Source organism: Rhizobium sp. ZK1, from assembly GCF_047782645.1.
In the GTDB taxonomy this organism is placed as follows: Bacteria; Pseudomonadota; Alphaproteobacteria; order Rhizobiales; family Rhizobiaceae; genus Rhizobium.
The window spans coordinates 3,320,836-3,336,396 of the sequence record NZ_CP180586.1; the positions used below are offsets into that span (position 1 = coordinate 3,320,836).

Below are 15,561 nucleotides of genomic sequence, written 5' to 3' on the forward strand. Positions count from 1 at the left end.
AAAATACCATAACTCTATGGTGTGGCGGGGTTCGGTAAGCGTCAATCTCGCTTGTCTGCCATCCTTTCACGATAGTGTTCTGACCAGTTTGAAGCAGTGAGCCAGGGTTTCAATGTGGTCAATTCCCCGCGTTCCGCCCGCTCCTTGGCGTTCATGAGGACTTCCGTCATCATGTCGATAACTGGGGACTGCGCCTTATGGATTTCTTTCAAATCGCGAAGCGTCAATCGATCCTTGGCACCGTATCGAGATGGCACGTCCTTGCTGTTAACGTGGCCCATCAACCGCTTCCGGGCGCGGTCCTTGATTTCGGTGTTGTCCAGGAGTTCTGCGAACCAATGGCGCGTCGAGTACAGCGTGACGTCTGCTCGCGTGATAGACGTCTTTGTTTTCAGGTATTGCCAGCTCTTTGTGATTGGCTGTCCCCACCGAAGAGCGCCACCTGGCTTCGGATAGGGTTCCCACTCAGGAAATGCAAACTTGCAACCGATCTCGCGAAGCTCATCGAGCCGATCGAGCAGCCCCAGATCGAGGATCAAAGGATGGAGCGGGACGGTTCGCTCTGACGATTTGGTCTTGAACCGTCTGACGTCCTTCTTGGCCACTCTGCCCTTTGATGGATCGAAACCACGCAGGTTGAGGTACCAGATGCCATCGCGCAGCGTAAAATCGTCTACCTCCAACTGCCCAAGTTCCCCAGGTCTGAGTCCGGTTAGCAAAAGCAGGACGTACGCCCAGTAGAGATGACTCTGGACAAAGAACCGGCCGGGCTTCCAGATGCGGTCTTTTCCATCGCATCCGGTGAACAATGGCTGCGATATGATCTCCTCCAGCTCCTCGGTTCTAAAGGCGTCGCGCGGCAACGACACTAGATTTTCAGGGCTGATGTAGTTGAATACTGGCTTCGGAAGACGGAAGTACCGACGCTCGATCAGCCAGTCGAAGAACTTTGAAAGAGAGGCATGATAGCCGTTTCTGATCCGCGCCTCCGTCAACCGCTTCAGGTCTGTCCATCCATGGGCGGCCGCGTAGCGATATCGGCTCGACAGGCTGACGCATTCTTCCTTCGGTATGTTTGGTCGATCCGGGATGTCGACCAGCATCTTGTTCAGTGATGCCGTCATTTCGGCTGTAATCTCGCTGACTTTCGGATCGCTGAACTCATCGATCATGAAGTTGACGACAAGCTGAATCGCAGACAGGGCGTCCTCCTTCTTGCCGGCCATCCGATGGTCCTCGGCGAACTTCGCAAGCGCTTCGGAGAGAAGCGGTGAGACCAACCCCTCTTTCTCAATCCCCAGCACGTCATGGCTCGACCGGCGCGCCAACCTGTCCGTTGACACGCTTTCTCGTTGGGTTCGGGTGGACCCAAAGGACGATGGTGGCGAAAACAGATCAGCGTTCGAGCCATCGAACCGGCCTTGCTCGTAGGCAAGCGTCAGCGCCCGCTTATGGCTGAATGTCGCGGCGTCACGGTTCTGTTGATGGAACCGAGCCAATTCTTCATTCATCAAAAGTTCCGCGAACGCTCCCCTGGCCAGGGTCTCGCTATTAACGGCAGGCGGATGCACAATCGACTCTATGAAAGCCTCGAACTTCTGCCGCGCTAGCAATCGGTCGTCGTTGATGGGCCAATCATCCTGCAGGTAGTCCAGCAGCGTTTCCCGGAGGCTATCCAACCATTGCAACGATTCCATCCCGGACTTCATTTCCGCAATTTCCTCAGGGGTCTCCTCAAAAGGCAAATTGCGGTCCAGCCTCTTCATCGTCGCAATTTCTTCGGGGCTCTCCTCGAAAGGCAGGCTGCGGTTCATCTTCCAATACCATCTTAAACATTCGACCAGACGCAACTGGGCGACACGATAGTCCGATGTCCCTAAAGAAACCCTGTAGAGCGGCTTCCCTGTGAGCTTCTGCAGAAATCGGGATTGCCGAACCTGAAGGCTGTATCGACCGTCTCGACGGACCAGGTAGGATGGCATACATCTCTCCACGTACAGGTTTGTGAGATGTATCGCAGCCGTCGGAACCCCCGACATCTGTCAAGCTATTGATCTGTTTACCGAGGAGATTGATGGTAGCGGAGGAGGGATTTGAACCCCCGACACAAGGATTATGATTCCTCTGCTCTGACCTACTGAGCTACTCCGCCACTGGTCAAACGATACCGTTCGCGAAGCGCTTCCGGTTCGTGGGATGTGCGGCTTATAAGGTGCGCTTCCGCTTTGTGTCAAGCACATGATGGAGAAAAACGGTGGGCTTTCCGCAGCGCCGTTCTTAGCCGTTTCAGGCCATGGCGTGATTGGAAAGCAGAGCCTTCAGAGAGGCTTCCGCAGCCGGCTCGCGCTCGGAACGCTCGATGAAGCCGCCGCCGAAGACGCGGGCGTCGTCGCCGGGCGCCGAATAAAGCGCACAGGCCTGGCCGGGCGCAATGCCAGCCTCGCCAATCGTCAGGTCGACATAGATGCCGCTTGCATCGATATGCAGCACGGCAGGCGCCGGCGCGCGGGTGGAGCGCACCTTTGCGTAGCAGGCAAAGCCTTCGCCTGAGGCTGCGACCTGAAGCGTCTCGTCACCCAGCCAGTTGACGTCGCGCAGGTAGACGCGATGCGTTTCCAACGCTTCCTTGGGGCCGACGATGACACGGCGCGAACGGGCGTCGAGAAAGACGACGTAGAGCGGTTCGCCGGTGGCAATGCCGATGCCGCGGCGCTGGCCGATCGTGTAATGCAGGATGCCTTCGTGCTGGCCGAGGATGCGGCCATCGAGATGAACGATATCACCGGCCAAGGCCGAATTCGGCTTCAGCTTGGTGATGATGTCGGAATATTTGCCCTGCGGCACGAAACAGATGTCCTGGCTGTCGGCCTTCTTGGCGACGACGAGGCCCATCTCTTCGGCCAGTCGGCGGGTTTCCGACTTCGGCAGACCGCCGAGCGGGAAGCGCAGATAGTCGATCTGCTCCTGCGTCGTGGCGAAGAGGAAATAGCTCTGGTCGCGGTCGGCATCAGCAGGGCGATAAAGCGCGCGACGGCCGGGATTGCAGGACGATGGATTTGGACGCGAGCGGATATAATGGCCGGTCGCCAGCGCATCGGCGCCGAGTTCCTTGGCGGTGGCCAGAAGATCGGCAAACTTGACCGTCTGGTTGCAGGCAACGCAGGGGATCGGCGTCTCGCCGGCGACATAACTCTCGGCAAAGGGATTGATGACGGTTTCGCGGAACCGCTTCTCGTAGTCGAGCACGTAATGCGGAATACCCAGCGTCTCGCAGACACGGCGTGCATCGTCGATATCCTGGCCCGCGCAGCACGAGCCAGCGCGGTGGACCGCAGCGCCATGATCGTATAGCTGCAGCGTGATGCCAAGCACATCGTACCCCTGGCGTTTGAGAAGCCCAGCCACGACGGAGCTGTCAACGCCGCCAGACATGGCGACGACGACACGGGTGTCTTCCGGCTTCTTGTCAAAATCCAGTGTGTTCACGGGTGCTGCCAAATTCTATGCTGTTTCGATCCGCCTTTTCTCACGTTGGAATGTGGCGGATTTCCTGTATGTCCGGCGGGATCGGCCGCCAGCTTGCATGGGCGACGGATATAGAAACTATTGCGTCTCCGCGCAAGGCCCGGCTTTTCTGGCCTTGCCGGCGGCGTCATGCGCGGGTCACGCATTGCAGCTATTCGCAATCGACCTTTGATCGGCCGCATTTCATCCCGTAGATGAAATGACCCACCTTTTTGTAGATTCGGATAAATGACAGCCGCCTCCACCACGCTTCGTGGCGTCCTTGTCGCATTTGCGGCCTATGCCGTCTTTGCCTTCAGCGATGCATCCATCAAGGCCCTGCACGGCACGGTTCCCTCCTTCCAGGTCGCTTTCACGGGTGCGATCCTCAGCTTTGCTGCGCTGCCTTTGATCAAAGGACGAGGAGATTCATGGCTCGACATTTTCAGGACGACGAACCGGCCGCTCTGGATGGTGCGCTTTGCGGCTGGCGCGACCGGTGCAATCGCCTCCATCATCACGTTCACCAAGCTGCCGATGGCGGAGGCCTTCTGCCTGCTCTTCCTTCTGCCCTCCTTCGTCACCATCCTCTCGGTCATCTTTTTGAAGGAAGATGTGCGCTGGCAGCGCTGGGCCGCCGTCATCGTCGGCTTCCTGGGTGTGCTCGTGGTTCTGAGGCCAGGTTTCCGCGAACTATCCGTCGGCCATCTGGCGGCAACCATCGGCGCGATCGCGGCGGCCATCGCCATCGTCATCCTTCGCAAGCTCGGCCCGGCCGAAAAGCGTCTCTCGCTTTATGGCGCCTCGCTGCTTGGCACGCTCATCGTCAGCGGCCTGCTCATGCTCTCGCAGGTTGTCGTGCCAAGCCCACAGCAATGGCTGTTCCTTGCGAGCTACGGCCTGCTCGGCGCAGCCGGTAACGTGATGCTGATGACCGCCGCGCGGCTCGCCCCTGCAACGCTGGTCGCGACACCGCAATACAGCCAGATGATCTGGGCGATCGCCTTTGGCTATCTCTTCTTCAACGACAGCGTCGATCTGCCGATGGCTTTCGGCATCGTGCTCATCATCTGCTCGGGCCTGCTGACGCTGATCCGTGAACGCAAGCGCCAGGTCCCTTTGCCTGCAGCCGTTGCCTCCGGCGACGCACAGTCGCCGATCGCAACGACGCCAGTGGAAGGTGACAGAGAAGCCCCGACGCGATAGGCCTATTTCCCTGCGCGCGCCTGATGCGCAGACCCAGTTGGGGCCCAGCGCAGCATGGGAACGGAAAAGGCATCAAAAAAGACGCAGCCGGAGCTGCGCCTTCAAGAAGGAGATGGATATTACCGGCTCAGGTGCCGATCAATTTGTTGCAGGCAAGTGCGATGCCCGGGTTGGCGATGATGGCCGCCATGAGCGCCAGACCGATCATCGACAGTGTGTAGCGTTTCATGTGCATCCTCCTTTTCCAGCCCCACAGAGAGTATGCAATGCTGACTGGCATTCTCAAAATAACGAATGATTGAGAAAGTTGTGTAGGCAATAGACCATCAGCCCTCCAGGCTGGGATCGACAAAGAGCGAACCATCATAGGCGCCGCAGCACGTGCGGAAGGCGACGACGATCCAGATTGCGGCAAGGGCTGCGACCAGAACTTCCCCGAAACCGGCAAGCGCCGGTAGCAGGAAGATACTGGAAAGTCGCAGCGTCGCGACGGCATAGACACCGATCGGGAAGGTATAACCCCACCAGCCGAGGTTGAAGGGCAGGCCCTGTCGTAAGTGGTTGATGGTGATCGCGACCGCCAAACCAAGCCACCAGAGGCCATAGCCCCATAACAGGACGGCACCCAGCAGAGCCGCACCCGAAATTGCCGGTGCCAATGCACCGAGCCCGCCTGTAACGAGAGCTTGCTCACCATTGACGGAAAACAGAGCAAGACCAAGCGCACCGGTGCCAACGGGGCCAAGCGCCAGGAAGCTCGTTGCCGCCATGCCGGCCGGCGGTAACTTGTGCAGGGCCATGCGCAGAAAGAGGATGATGAGAATGCCGAGAGCGAGTGGCACCGAGCAGGACCACAGCACGAAACTTGCAAAGAGCACCGGAAGCTGCGTGCCTTCGGCAAGGTGCGGCACCAATAGTCCGCCGCTGGCGGCTGCGACTTCCGACGCGACGATCGGCAGAAGCCAGATGGCACTCATATGCTCGATTGCATGCTTCTGTCGCGTGAACATGACCAGCGGAATGGCAAGACCTGCCAGAACTGCCAGCCCCGCATCCGCCCACCACAGTTCCGATGCGACAGCGACGGCAGTGTCACCGACGAGAGCCGGCCCGAAGATCAGGAAGCCGTTGACGATGGTCGCCAGTCCCATCGGTATACAGCCAAAGAACATCGAGACCACCGGATGGTCGAAGGCTCTCAGTGCAGCGCCGGGATGCAGCAGCCACTTTCCCGCATATATGCAGGTCAGAACCGCAAACAGCCCAATATTCGCCAACCACAACGCCTCACCCGCAGCATGGAGTGCCGATGAACCGGGAAACTGGCCGAGACAGACGGCAAGGATACCGGTTCCCATCGTCGTCGCAAACCAGTTCGGCGTGAAGTGGCGCAGGACTCGCGCCCACCGGCGAACAGCCGGGGCGGAGGGAGATAAATGAAGGACGGCCATGACGAATTCCTTTCGTTGACCGCTTTCATATCGCCTTAAAATAATCGATTCCAACGATTTGTTTTTGTCTATTTATTCGATAAAATCGAATAATCTCTGGAGGTGGCATGACGCTGGAACAGCTCAGAATATTCATAGAAGTGGCAGCGCGTCAGCACATCACAAAGGCCGCCAATCATCTTAACATGACCCAATCGGCCGTCAGCGCCGCAATTGCTGCCCTGGAGACACGCCACAGCGTCACCCTGTTCGACCGCGTCGGCCGCTCGATCGCGCTGAATCGGACCGGCCAGTTGTTCCTCAGGGAAGCACAGGCCGTTCTCGCCAGTGCAAAGGCGGCGGAAGCGGCCCTCATGGACCTTTCCGGGCTGATGCATGGCGAACTCACCATCATGGCCAGCCAGACGATCGGCGGCTATTGGTTGTCGCCGCGGCTTGCCGAATTCCGGCGGGATTATCCCGGAATCGAACTGGCAATCCGCATCGGCAACACGGCTGAAGTGTCTGATGCCGTCGCCAATGGCGAGGTGGAAGTGGGTCTTATCGAGTGGCCGAGCGACAGGCGCGGCGTTTCGGCAAGACAGGTCGCCTTGGACGAGATGATCGTCGTCGTCGCCCCCGATCACCCCTGGGCGGACGGCAAACCACACAGTCCGGCCGATTTTCCTCAGACGCAATGGGTCCTGCGCGAACAGGGGTCCGGCACCCGCCTCGCCTTCGAGAGTCTTCTGCAACAGGCCGGCCTTGATATCGATGCTCTTGATGTGGCGATGGTGCTGCCGGAAAACGAACCGCTCGTCGGTGTCGTCGAAGCTGGCATCGGCGCCACACTGACGTCGCGTAGCGTCGTGGCCATGAAGCTGCACAACGGTCTTCTCACCGAGGTGAATATGCCGCCCCTGCCCCGCCCCTTCTTCCTGCTGCGTCACGAAGAGCGCTATCGCAGCAAGGCGGCCGATACTTTCGATATGATGATCTCAGGCTGACGTCCTTTTTGACTGCAAGCGCCGCCCACGCCGATAGAGGCTACGCGATGCTACAGGCTTCATCATGTAATAGATGCTAGCGTCTAACCTGGAATACTTTTGCCTGGGCGATAGTTGGAGGGCCTCCATGTTACTTGGCGTCCCCTTATTTTCCTCCTTCTCACAAGCTGTAGAAATCCGATGGCCTCGGTATCCACTTGCTTGACAACGAAGACGCTGGTTGGGCCTACGCGCAAGCATTCCGGCAGTCCTACGCTTTTCATTAAAGACGAGCGCATTCTCAAGCACAACGATAGGATTACCCATGAAAATAGCCGTTTTCAGCGCTCATACCTACGACAAGAATTTCCTGGACGAAGCAAATCGGCGTGAACCGGTGCCCTTCGACCTGATTTACCAGGAAGCCAGTCTGTCCTTGCAGACGGTAGCCTTTGCGCAGGGCTGTGATGCCATATGCGTCTTCGTCAACGATGTGGTGAATGCACCCGTCCTTGAGGCGTTGTACAGGCTCGGTGTGAAGGGGGTCTTTCTCCGTTGCGCAGGCTTCAACAATGTCGATATCGCTGCCGCCCAAAAGCTTGGTCTCCTCGTCGCGCGCGTGCCCGCCTACGCTCCGGAGGCCGTCGCGGAACACACGGTAGCGCTGATCATGACGCTTAATCGCCACACACATCGCGCCTATAACCGCGTTCGGGAAGGCAATTTCATGCTCAACGGCCTGTTGGGTATGACCCTTCACGGAAAGACGGTCGGCATCATCGGCACAGGCAAGATCGGCCTCGCTGTCGCGAAAATCATGAACGGTTTTGGCTGCCGTGTTCTGGGGTTCGATCCAACGCCCTCCCCGGAATTTACAGCTATAGGCGAAATGGTGAATCTGGATAGCCTGCTGGCACGGTCTGATATCGTCACGCTCCACTGCCCGCTCTTTGAACACAACCGACACATGATCAACAGAGAGAAACTGGGTTTAATGAAACCTGGCGCAATGCTGATCAATACGTCCCGCGGAGCACTCATCGATACGCGCGCGGTCATTCTGGCACTGAAATCCCGTCGCCTGGGCGCTCTTGGTATTGATGTCTACGAAGAGGAGAGCACACTTTTCTTTCACGATCGGTCGTCCGATATCATCGATGACGACGTCTTTCAGCGGCTGATGACTTTTCCCAATGTTCTGGTGACGGGGCATCAGGGCTTTTTTACCACCGAGGCCTTGCGCGAGATTGCAGACGTCACGTTTCAAAACCTGAATTGCCTGGTCAATGGGACAAGCTGTCCGAATGCCGTTCTGAGGCATGAAGCCTCCTTCTGACACCAAACCTGAATTCGAACGAACCAGGAAGGGCCGATGTGAACAGCATTCTTGGTTTGCTGGCAATTAAGCTTTCAACATAAATCAGGACCGCGTACCGAGGCTGATCCTATGTCACGATCTCAGGCTGACGCTGTCTTCAGCTGTCGGCCGTAGATCAATGCTTCAGCCTCATGTTGCGGCATGGGTCTGCCGAGAAGATAGCCCTGCACCTCGCCGAAGCCTTCGGCCCGGAGCTTCTGCAACTGCTCCTCGGTCTCGATGCCCTCGGCAAGAGTAACGGCATTGAAGCCGGAGCCAATGCCGGCCACGGCCCGCACGATGGCCAGGTTGCCGGGATCCGTCTCGATGCCGGACACAAAACTGCGGTCGAGCTTGATCTTGTCGAAGGTGAAGGCGCGCAGATAGCTGAGTGACGAATAGCCCGTACCGAAATCATCGATCGCAATACGCACGCCGAGTTCTTTCAGCGCCCGAAGCAGCGGCAGGCTCTGCGCCACATCGGCGAGGAAGACGGATTCGGTGATCTCGATTTCCAGCCGCTCGGGACGCAGTCCCGCCTCATTGAGCGCACCGACGACGCCGGAAAGCAGACTTGCATGGCTGAACTGGCTGACAGAAAGATTGACCGCGATCTTCAGATGGTCCGGCCAGGAAGCTGCGACGCGGCAGGCCTGCCGCAAGACCCAGTCACCGATCGGAATGATCAGTCCCGTCTCCTCCGCCAGCGGAATGAATTTCATCGGCGGCACAAGACCGCGCACCGGATGCCGCCAGCGGATCAGCGCCTCGAAACCGCCGATGCCATCATCCTCGAGCTGGACGATGGGCTGATAATAAAGTTCGAACTGCCCGTGTTCCAGCGCATCACGCAATTCGCCGGTCAGATGATGTCGACGCTCGGCCTCGAGCCGCATCGCAGGCTCATAGAAACGATAGGTCGAGCGGCCGCTTTCCTTGGCGGCATAGAGCGCGAGATCGGCATGTCGCATCAGCACATCGGCCTCGCCGGCATCGACAGGCGCCAGCGCAATGCCGATGCTGCAGGTGACATGCTCCCGCGTGCCGTCAAGATCAAAAGCCCTGGCAAGTGACTTGAGCAGCCGGTCGGCAAAACGCTCTGCTCGATCTGGCTCGACAAGCTGCAGCACGACCGCGAATTCGTCCCCACCGAGACGAGCCACGAGGTCGCCCTCATCGGCAAGCGCCAGCAGACGTTCCGCCACTTGGCAAAGAAGCGCATCACCGGCGGCATGGCCCTTGCTGTCATTGATCGTCTTGAAGTGGTCGACGTCGATGTAGAGCAGTGCCACCGGCTTGTCGATGGAAGCAGTAATGGCCTGCTTGCGGATATGTTTGGAGAAGGCGGCGCGGTTTGGCAGGCTCGTCAGCGAGTCATGCATGGCAAGATGCGCGAGCCTCGCCTCCACTGCGCGCTCCTCCGTCACGTCGTGCGAGATGCCGAGCAGATAACGCGGCTCCTTCCCTTCCGGCGCCGGCAGGGCACGCTTGACGGTGCGAAGGATCCGCTGGCCACCGTCGGCCCGTTCCATTGTCTCCTCGAAGCTGATCGTCGCGCCGGCGGCGAACGCCTCATGATCCTGCTCACGAAAGATGGCGGTCTGCTCGGAGGGGAAAAAGTCCCGGTCCACATGTCCGACCACGTCGCCGGCACGAAAGCCCATGATCTCGCCGCACGCCTCGTTCAGCAGGATGTAACGGCCATCCTCTTCCATATCCTTCACGAAGACGCCGATCGGCAGATTGTCGACGATGCTGTCCAGCAGCGAACGCGTATCGGTGATCTGGCGGTGGGCGGCATTCACCTCGGTGCGGTCCTGCACGATCGCCAGGATCGCAGTCCTTCCTTCAAAGCGCACTTCCCGGCCGTAAGTCAGAACCTCGATGGTCTCGCCATTGGCCTTCAGATGCGTCCAGCGCTCGGCCTTCTCCATGTCGGTACGATCATGAACAGCGCTGAGCATCCGCTCCCGCTCGGCAGCCGGGCGGATATCGAGCACGGTCATGCCCTGATAATCCTCTGCGCTGTAGCCATAAAGCACAAGCGCAGCATCATTGACGATCAGGAAGCGAAGCGTATCCGGATCGTAGACCCACATTGGAGAGGGGTGGGTCGCAAACAGCGAACGAAAATCGTCAACAAGAGCTTCGGACTGCTCGCATATTGTCTGAAACGAGGCCATTGAGAAATTCACGCGAAATTAGAACCAATATTGAAAGCAGTATAACCAGGAAAGCTAAATAAAATCACAATCATAGGCGGCAAAAACTTTGAGCCGATGCCTGTTAAACAAGCAGTGAGAGCTTCGACGCTACTCGTATCGCGATTTGATTGAAAGCTTCCGCCGTTCAAACCAACGTGTGGTTTGGGTGCGAACCCGATCCGGCAAATGGAACCAATCCATCCCGCAAAGAGTTACTTATGCTGAAATTGCAACCGCATCTGCAGGGAGGCGATGATGCGCGCATTGGCAATGACAGATCACGGCAGAATACGCGAATGGATTGAGGCGCGCGGCGGCCATCCCGCCCGCATGAGAAGCGGTACGATTCGCATCGATTTCGGAAAGTCGGCAAATGCTGTCGAAGATATTTCCTGGGACGAATTCTTCAGGGTTTTCGATGAGAGCCGGGACGCTTTCCTTCATCATGAAAATGAAGCCAGCCGCCACTGAACGACGCCCGTCGATAATATAAAAACCCGACGCGGAGATCGCGCCGGGTTTTGCACATCTTCCTTGGGAGGAAAACTCAGTCGACGTTAAAGGCGAGCAGCTTTGCCTGGCGGATCGCCGGATGTGCTGTCAACTTGTTCAGAACGGCTTCGTCAACCGCAGCATCGACATAGAGCAGAGCGATGGCGTCGCCGCCCTGCTTGTCGCGGCCGAGCTGGAAATTGGCAATGTTGACGTCAGCAGCACCGAGCGTCGTGCCGATGAAGCCGATCATGCCGGGAACGTCGGTATTGGCGATGTAGATCATATGGCTGCCGACATCGGCGTCGAGGTTGATGCCCTTGATCTGAATGAAGCGCGGCTTACCGTCGGAGAAGACCGTGCCGGCAATCGAGCGCGTCATGGATTCCGTCGTCACGGTCAGCTTGATATAGCCGTCGAAGACGCCAGTCTTGTCGCGCTTGACTTCGGAAAGGATAATACCTTTTTCCTTGATCATGATCGGCGCCGAAACCATGTTGACGTCGGCAACCTGCGAGCGGATCAGGCCTGCGAGAACCGCAGAGGTCAGCGCGCGGGTGTTCATGCTGGCCGTGACGCCGTCGTAGAGGATCTCGATTTCCTTGATCGGCTCTTCCGTAACCTGGCCGACGAAGGCGCCGAGAACATCAGCGAGCTTGATGAACGGCTTCAGGATCGGTGCTTCCTCAGCTGTTATCGAGGGCATGTTGATGGCGTTCGAAACCGCACCCTTGACGAGGTAGTCCGCCATCTGCTCGGCAACCTGCAGAGCGACGTTCTCCTGCGCTTCCGTGGTCGAAGCACCGAGGTGCGGCGTGCAGACGACGTTCGGCAGGCCGAAGAGCGGGCTTTCCTTGGCGGGTTCGACTTCGAAGACGTCGAAGGCAGCACCGGCAACATGGCCGGACTTGATCGCATCGGCAAGAGCCGCCTCATCGACGAGACCGCCGCGTGCGCAGTTGATGATGCGAACACCGGGCTTGGTCTTGGCAAGCGCTTCCTTGTTCAGGATGCCGCGCGTCTTGTCCGTCATCGGCACGTGCAGCGTGATGAAATCGGCCTGGGCGAGCAGCTCGTCGAGCTCGACTTTAGTGACGCCCATTTCCTCGGCGCGCTCCTTGGAGAGGAACGGATCATAAGCGACGACGTGCATCTTCAGGCCGATGGCGCGAGCGCAGACTATGGAGCCGATATTACCGGCACCAATGACGCCAAGCGTCTTGCCGGTGATTTCAACACCCATGAACTTCGACTTCTCCCACTTGCCGGCCTGCGTCGAGGTGTCGGCAGCCGGAAGCTGACGTGCGACGGCAAACATCAGGGCGATTGCGTGTTCGGCAGTCGTGATCGAGTTACCGAACGGCGTGTTCATGACGATGATACCGCGGCGCGATGCGGCCGGGATATCGACATTGTCGACGCCGATACCGGCACGGCCGACGACCTTTAGGTTCTTGGCCGCTTCGATGATCTTCTCTGTCACCTTCGTGGCGGAACGGATGGCGAGACCGTCATAATTGCCGATGACTTCGAACAGCTTGTCCTTGTCCTTGCCGAGCTGCGGCTGGAAATCGACTTCGACGCCGCGATCGCGAAAGATCTGGACGGCAGTTTCCGACAATTCGTCGGATACGAGAACGCGAGGTGCCATGAGGGCCTCCTTCAAAGAGTTCAGCGATGAATGAATTCGGAATGCGGGGCTTCGCCATCAGGCGGAGCCGGATGCGATCACGTCAGGCAGCAGCCTGAGAAAGCGCGGCTTTCTGGGTTTCAAAAGCCCAGGAAAGCCACGGCATCAGCTTCTGCATGTCTGCAGTTTCGATCGTAGCACCCGCCCAGATGCGCAGCCCGGACGGAGCGTCACGGTAAGCGCCGATGTCGTAAGCGACGCCTTCCTTTTCGAGGAGAGCGACGAGGCCCTTGGCGAAATTCGCCTGGCCATCGGCATCGAGAGCAGCCACATCCTTGTCGACGATCTTCAGGCAGATCGAGGTGTTGGATTCGATCTCCGGTCTGACAGCCAGATTGGCGATCCAGTCGTTTGCGGCAACGAAATCGGCGATAACCTTGGCATTCGCATCGGCGCGACCGATAAGTGCCTTCAGACCGCCGAGCTGCTTGGCCCAGAGAAGCGCGTCGATGTAGTCCTCGACGCAGAGCATCGACGGCGTGTTGATCGTCTCGCCCTGGAAGATGCCTTCGATGAGCTTGCCGCCCGAGGTCAGGCGGAAGATCTTCGGCAGCGGCCATGCCGGCTGATAGGAGACGAGACGTTCGACGGCGCGCGGCGACAGGATGAGGATGCCATGCGCACCCTCGCCGCCCAGAACCTTCTGCCAGGAGAAGGTGACGACATCGAGCTTGGCGAAATCGAGGTTCTGTGCGAAAGCGGCCGAGGTCGCGTCGCAGATCGTCAGACCTTTGCGGTCATCAGGGATGAAATCGGCATTCGGAACGCGGACGCCCGAGGTTGTGCCGTTCCAGGTAAAGACCACGTCACGGTCGAAATCGACAGTGGAAAGGTCGGGAAGTTCGCCGTAACCGGCTTCGATCTTGCGAACGTCCTTCAGCTTCAGCTGCTTGACGACGTCGGTAACCCAGCCGGCACCGAAGCTTTCCCAGGCGACCATGTCGACGCCGCGCTCACCGAGCAGCGACCAAAGCGCCATCTCGACAGCGCCGGTATCGGAAGCAGGAACGATGCCGATGCGGTAATCCGCAGGTACTTCCAGAATTTCACGGGTGAGATCGATCGCCTGCTTCAGCTTGGCCTTGCCGACTTTCGCACGGTGCGAACGGCCAAGGGCCGCATCGGAAAGAGCTTCGAGCGTCCAACCAGGACGTTTCGCGCAGGGGCCAGAAGAAAAATGAGTGCTTTGCGGACGCACGTCCGGCTTTGCGGTATTTGCCATGTTGCTACCCTTCCAGATAGATGGCTCCTCGTTGGGGAGGAGTGTCCCGCCGCCGTGTTTATGGGCGAAGCCCGTCATAGTCAAGCGGCTGACGTCGTTTCTGGAGGATATTTTGCCGCAGTGGCGATCGCCTTTCCGGTTACGCCGCACTGCTTGCGGTACAGCGGCCCTGAAAATTGAAGATGTTGCGACCAATGCAAGACGCCGCCTCGATATGGGCAGCAGCATTTCCTGAATCCGAGTCGAGAAACAGTTCCGACATCACCACATGGGCGCCGCAGTAGTCGAAAATGCCATGGTCGATCTGCGTCCTCATCGCGTTGAGATAGCCGTGCCGCTCATAGGTGCTGACATCTGCACCACCGATACCGACGAGATGCACCCGCAGATGCCCGAGCTTCTTCACGACCTTGCTGCCGGGTACGTCGTCATAAGCCCAGCCATTCGCAAAGACGCGATCGATCCAGCCTTTCATCAGGGCCGGCATCGACCACCAATAGACCGGATAGACCAATATAAGTGCATCAGCGCGATCGATTCTCGCCTGCTCGGCGGCGACATCGGCGGGGGGCGCAGCTTTCCGGCGATGGGCAGCAATATCGGCCTCGCTGAATCTCGGATCGAAAGCCTCATCCGTTAGATCCGCGATGTCGAAGGAGTTGGCGCCGTCGAACGCCAATATGCCCGCGGCAATTTGCGCGGCAACGCCATGGCTGAGAGAACCAGAATCGGGATGAGCGAGAACGATGAGTGCGCGCATGTCGAAACCTCCTGATCGACGCTTGCGAGCAAGGTCGACGGCTTATATACTTTTCGTAAGTTACTTTTCGTAGGTTATGATGTCAAGCGTTGACAACCGACATAACAGCACCACCGCGCGCCCGCGCCGCCGGCTTTCGAGAGAGGAACGGCATCGACAGCTTCTGGACGTGTCGTGGCGGTTGATCCGGGAAGAAGGGACCGATGCGCTGACGCTTGGCCGGCTCGCCGAACTAGCGGGCGTGGCGAAACCTGTCGTCTACGATCATTTCGGCACACGGCCAGGACTGCTTGCTGAACTTTACCGCGAATTTGATGATCGGCAGACGGCGCTGATGAATACTGCGCTTCGTGAAAGCGGACAGGCACTGAGCGACAAGGCAAAGGTGATGGCCACCTCCTATATCGATTGCGTTCTCACACAGGGGCGTGAAATTCCCGATGTGATCGCAGCTTTGGCAAGTTCCCCGGAATTGGAAAAGGTCAAGCACGAGTGTCAGGTGGTTTTCATGAACCAATGCAGATCCGTACTCACGCCCTTCGTTGGTGCAGGGACGATCGCTTCAGCGAGCCTTTGGGCAATGCTCGGCGCGGCCGAGACTCTCTCCTATGCCGCAGCAACAGGCGAGATTACTGCTACGCAAGCCGAAAGCGAGTTGTTCGAAATCATCCTAGGCATGGTTTCGAGAAGCACTTGCTGAAACGAAAAAG

General features: G+C 58.3%; 12 protein-coding genes and 1 tRNA gene. 5 read left to right on the forward strand and 8 right to left on the reverse strand.

The genetic code is table 11. The features are described 5' to 3' along the window. Positions 1 to 41 precede the first annotated feature (41 nt). The 3 genes from ACK9YZ_RS16985 to mnmA form a co-directional block, all read right to left on the reverse strand. The gene (locus ACK9YZ_RS16985; RefSeq protein ID WP_416064599.1) at positions 42 to 1,982 is read right to left on the reverse strand and encodes a tyrosine-type recombinase/integrase; all 1,941 of its coding nucleotides are present in this window, start codon (positions 1,980 to 1,982) and stop codon (positions 42 to 44) included. A 93-nt stretch (positions 1,983 to 2,075) separates the two neighbouring features. Then, positions 2,076 to 2,152 (reverse strand) — tRNA-Met (locus tag ACK9YZ_RS16990). Between the two features lie 134 nt (positions 2,153 to 2,286). Continuing rightward, positions 2,287 to 3,486: a tRNA 2-thiouridine(34) synthase MnmA gene (gene mnmA / locus ACK9YZ_RS16995; RefSeq protein WP_216755781.1), complete on the reverse strand. Its 1,200-nt coding sequence runs from the start codon at positions 3,484 to 3,486 to the stop codon at positions 2,287 to 2,289. Positions 3,487 to 3,753: 267 nt separating this feature from the next. Here mnmA and ACK9YZ_RS17000 point away from each other — a divergent pair, with 267 nt between their 5' ends. Next, on the forward strand, positions 3,754 to 4,710 hold the full coding sequence (locus ACK9YZ_RS17000) for a DMT family transporter (RefSeq protein ID WP_216755782.1): 957 nt from the start codon (positions 3,754 to 3,756) through the stop codon (positions 4,708 to 4,710). Positions 4,711 to 5,036: 326 nt separating this feature from the next. Here the strand turns inward: ACK9YZ_RS17000 and ACK9YZ_RS17005 are convergent, their stop codons facing one another. Beyond that, positions 5,037 to 6,161, reverse strand: coding sequence for a TDT family transporter (locus tag ACK9YZ_RS17005; protein ID WP_416064600.1), 1,125 nt, complete (start codon positions 6,159 to 6,161; stop codon positions 5,037 to 5,039). Positions 6,162 to 6,268: 107 nt separating this feature from the next. On the opposite strand from ACK9YZ_RS17005, the gene ACK9YZ_RS17010 reads away from it, so the two are divergent. After that, positions 6,269 to 7,147, forward strand: coding sequence for a LysR substrate-binding domain-containing protein (locus ACK9YZ_RS17010; RefSeq protein WP_416064601.1), 879 nt, complete (start codon positions 6,269 to 6,271; stop codon positions 7,145 to 7,147). Between the two features lie 304 nt (positions 7,148 to 7,451). After that, complete coding sequence (locus ACK9YZ_RS17015) at positions 7,452 to 8,462, forward strand: 2-hydroxyacid dehydrogenase (RefSeq protein WP_416064602.1); 1,011 nt, start codon at positions 7,452 to 7,454, stop codon at positions 8,460 to 8,462. 122 nt (positions 8,463 to 8,584) lie between these two features. On the opposite strand, the gene ACK9YZ_RS17020 is transcribed toward ACK9YZ_RS17015, so the two are convergent. Beyond that, positions 8,585 to 10,666: a putative bifunctional diguanylate cyclase/phosphodiesterase gene (locus ACK9YZ_RS17020; RefSeq protein WP_416064603.1), complete on the reverse strand. Its 2,082-nt coding sequence runs from the start codon at positions 10,664 to 10,666 to the stop codon at positions 8,585 to 8,587. Between the two features lie 273 nt (positions 10,667 to 10,939). On the opposite strand from ACK9YZ_RS17020, the gene ACK9YZ_RS17025 reads away from it, so the two are divergent. After that, positions 10,940 to 11,158, forward strand: coding sequence for a hypothetical protein (locus ACK9YZ_RS17025; protein ID WP_416064604.1), 219 nt, complete (start codon positions 10,940 to 10,942; stop codon positions 11,156 to 11,158). Positions 11,159 to 11,234: 76 nt separating this feature from the next. Here ACK9YZ_RS17025 and serA read toward each other — a convergent pair whose 3' ends face one another. The 3 genes from serA to ACK9YZ_RS17040 all read right to left on the reverse strand — a co-directional run bounded on the left by serA (position 11,235) and on the right by ACK9YZ_RS17040 (position 14,851). After that, positions 11,235 to 12,830, reverse strand: coding sequence for a phosphoglycerate dehydrogenase (gene serA / locus ACK9YZ_RS17030; RefSeq protein WP_216755788.1), 1,596 nt, complete (start codon positions 12,828 to 12,830; stop codon positions 11,235 to 11,237). Between the two features lie 82 nt (positions 12,831 to 12,912). After that, positions 12,913 to 14,091 carry a phosphoserine transaminase gene (locus ACK9YZ_RS17035; RefSeq protein ID WP_416064605.1) on the reverse strand — a complete coding sequence of 393 codons (1,179 nt, stop codon included), beginning with the start codon at positions 14,089 to 14,091 and terminating at the stop codon, positions 12,913 to 12,915. A gap of 139 nt (positions 14,092 to 14,230) precedes the next feature. Then, positions 14,231 to 14,851 carry an NAD(P)H-dependent oxidoreductase gene (locus ACK9YZ_RS17040; protein WP_416064606.1) on the reverse strand — a complete coding sequence of 207 codons (621 nt, stop codon included), beginning with the start codon at positions 14,849 to 14,851 and terminating at the stop codon, positions 14,231 to 14,233. Between the two features lie 79 nt (positions 14,852 to 14,930). Here ACK9YZ_RS17040 and ACK9YZ_RS17045 point away from each other — a divergent pair, with 79 nt between their 5' ends. Further along, positions 14,931 to 15,551, forward strand: a complete 621-nt coding sequence (locus ACK9YZ_RS17045; RefSeq protein WP_416064607.1) for a TetR/AcrR family transcriptional regulator — start codon at positions 14,931 to 14,933, stop codon at positions 15,549 to 15,551. Positions 15,552 to 15,561: the final 10 nt, after the last annotated feature.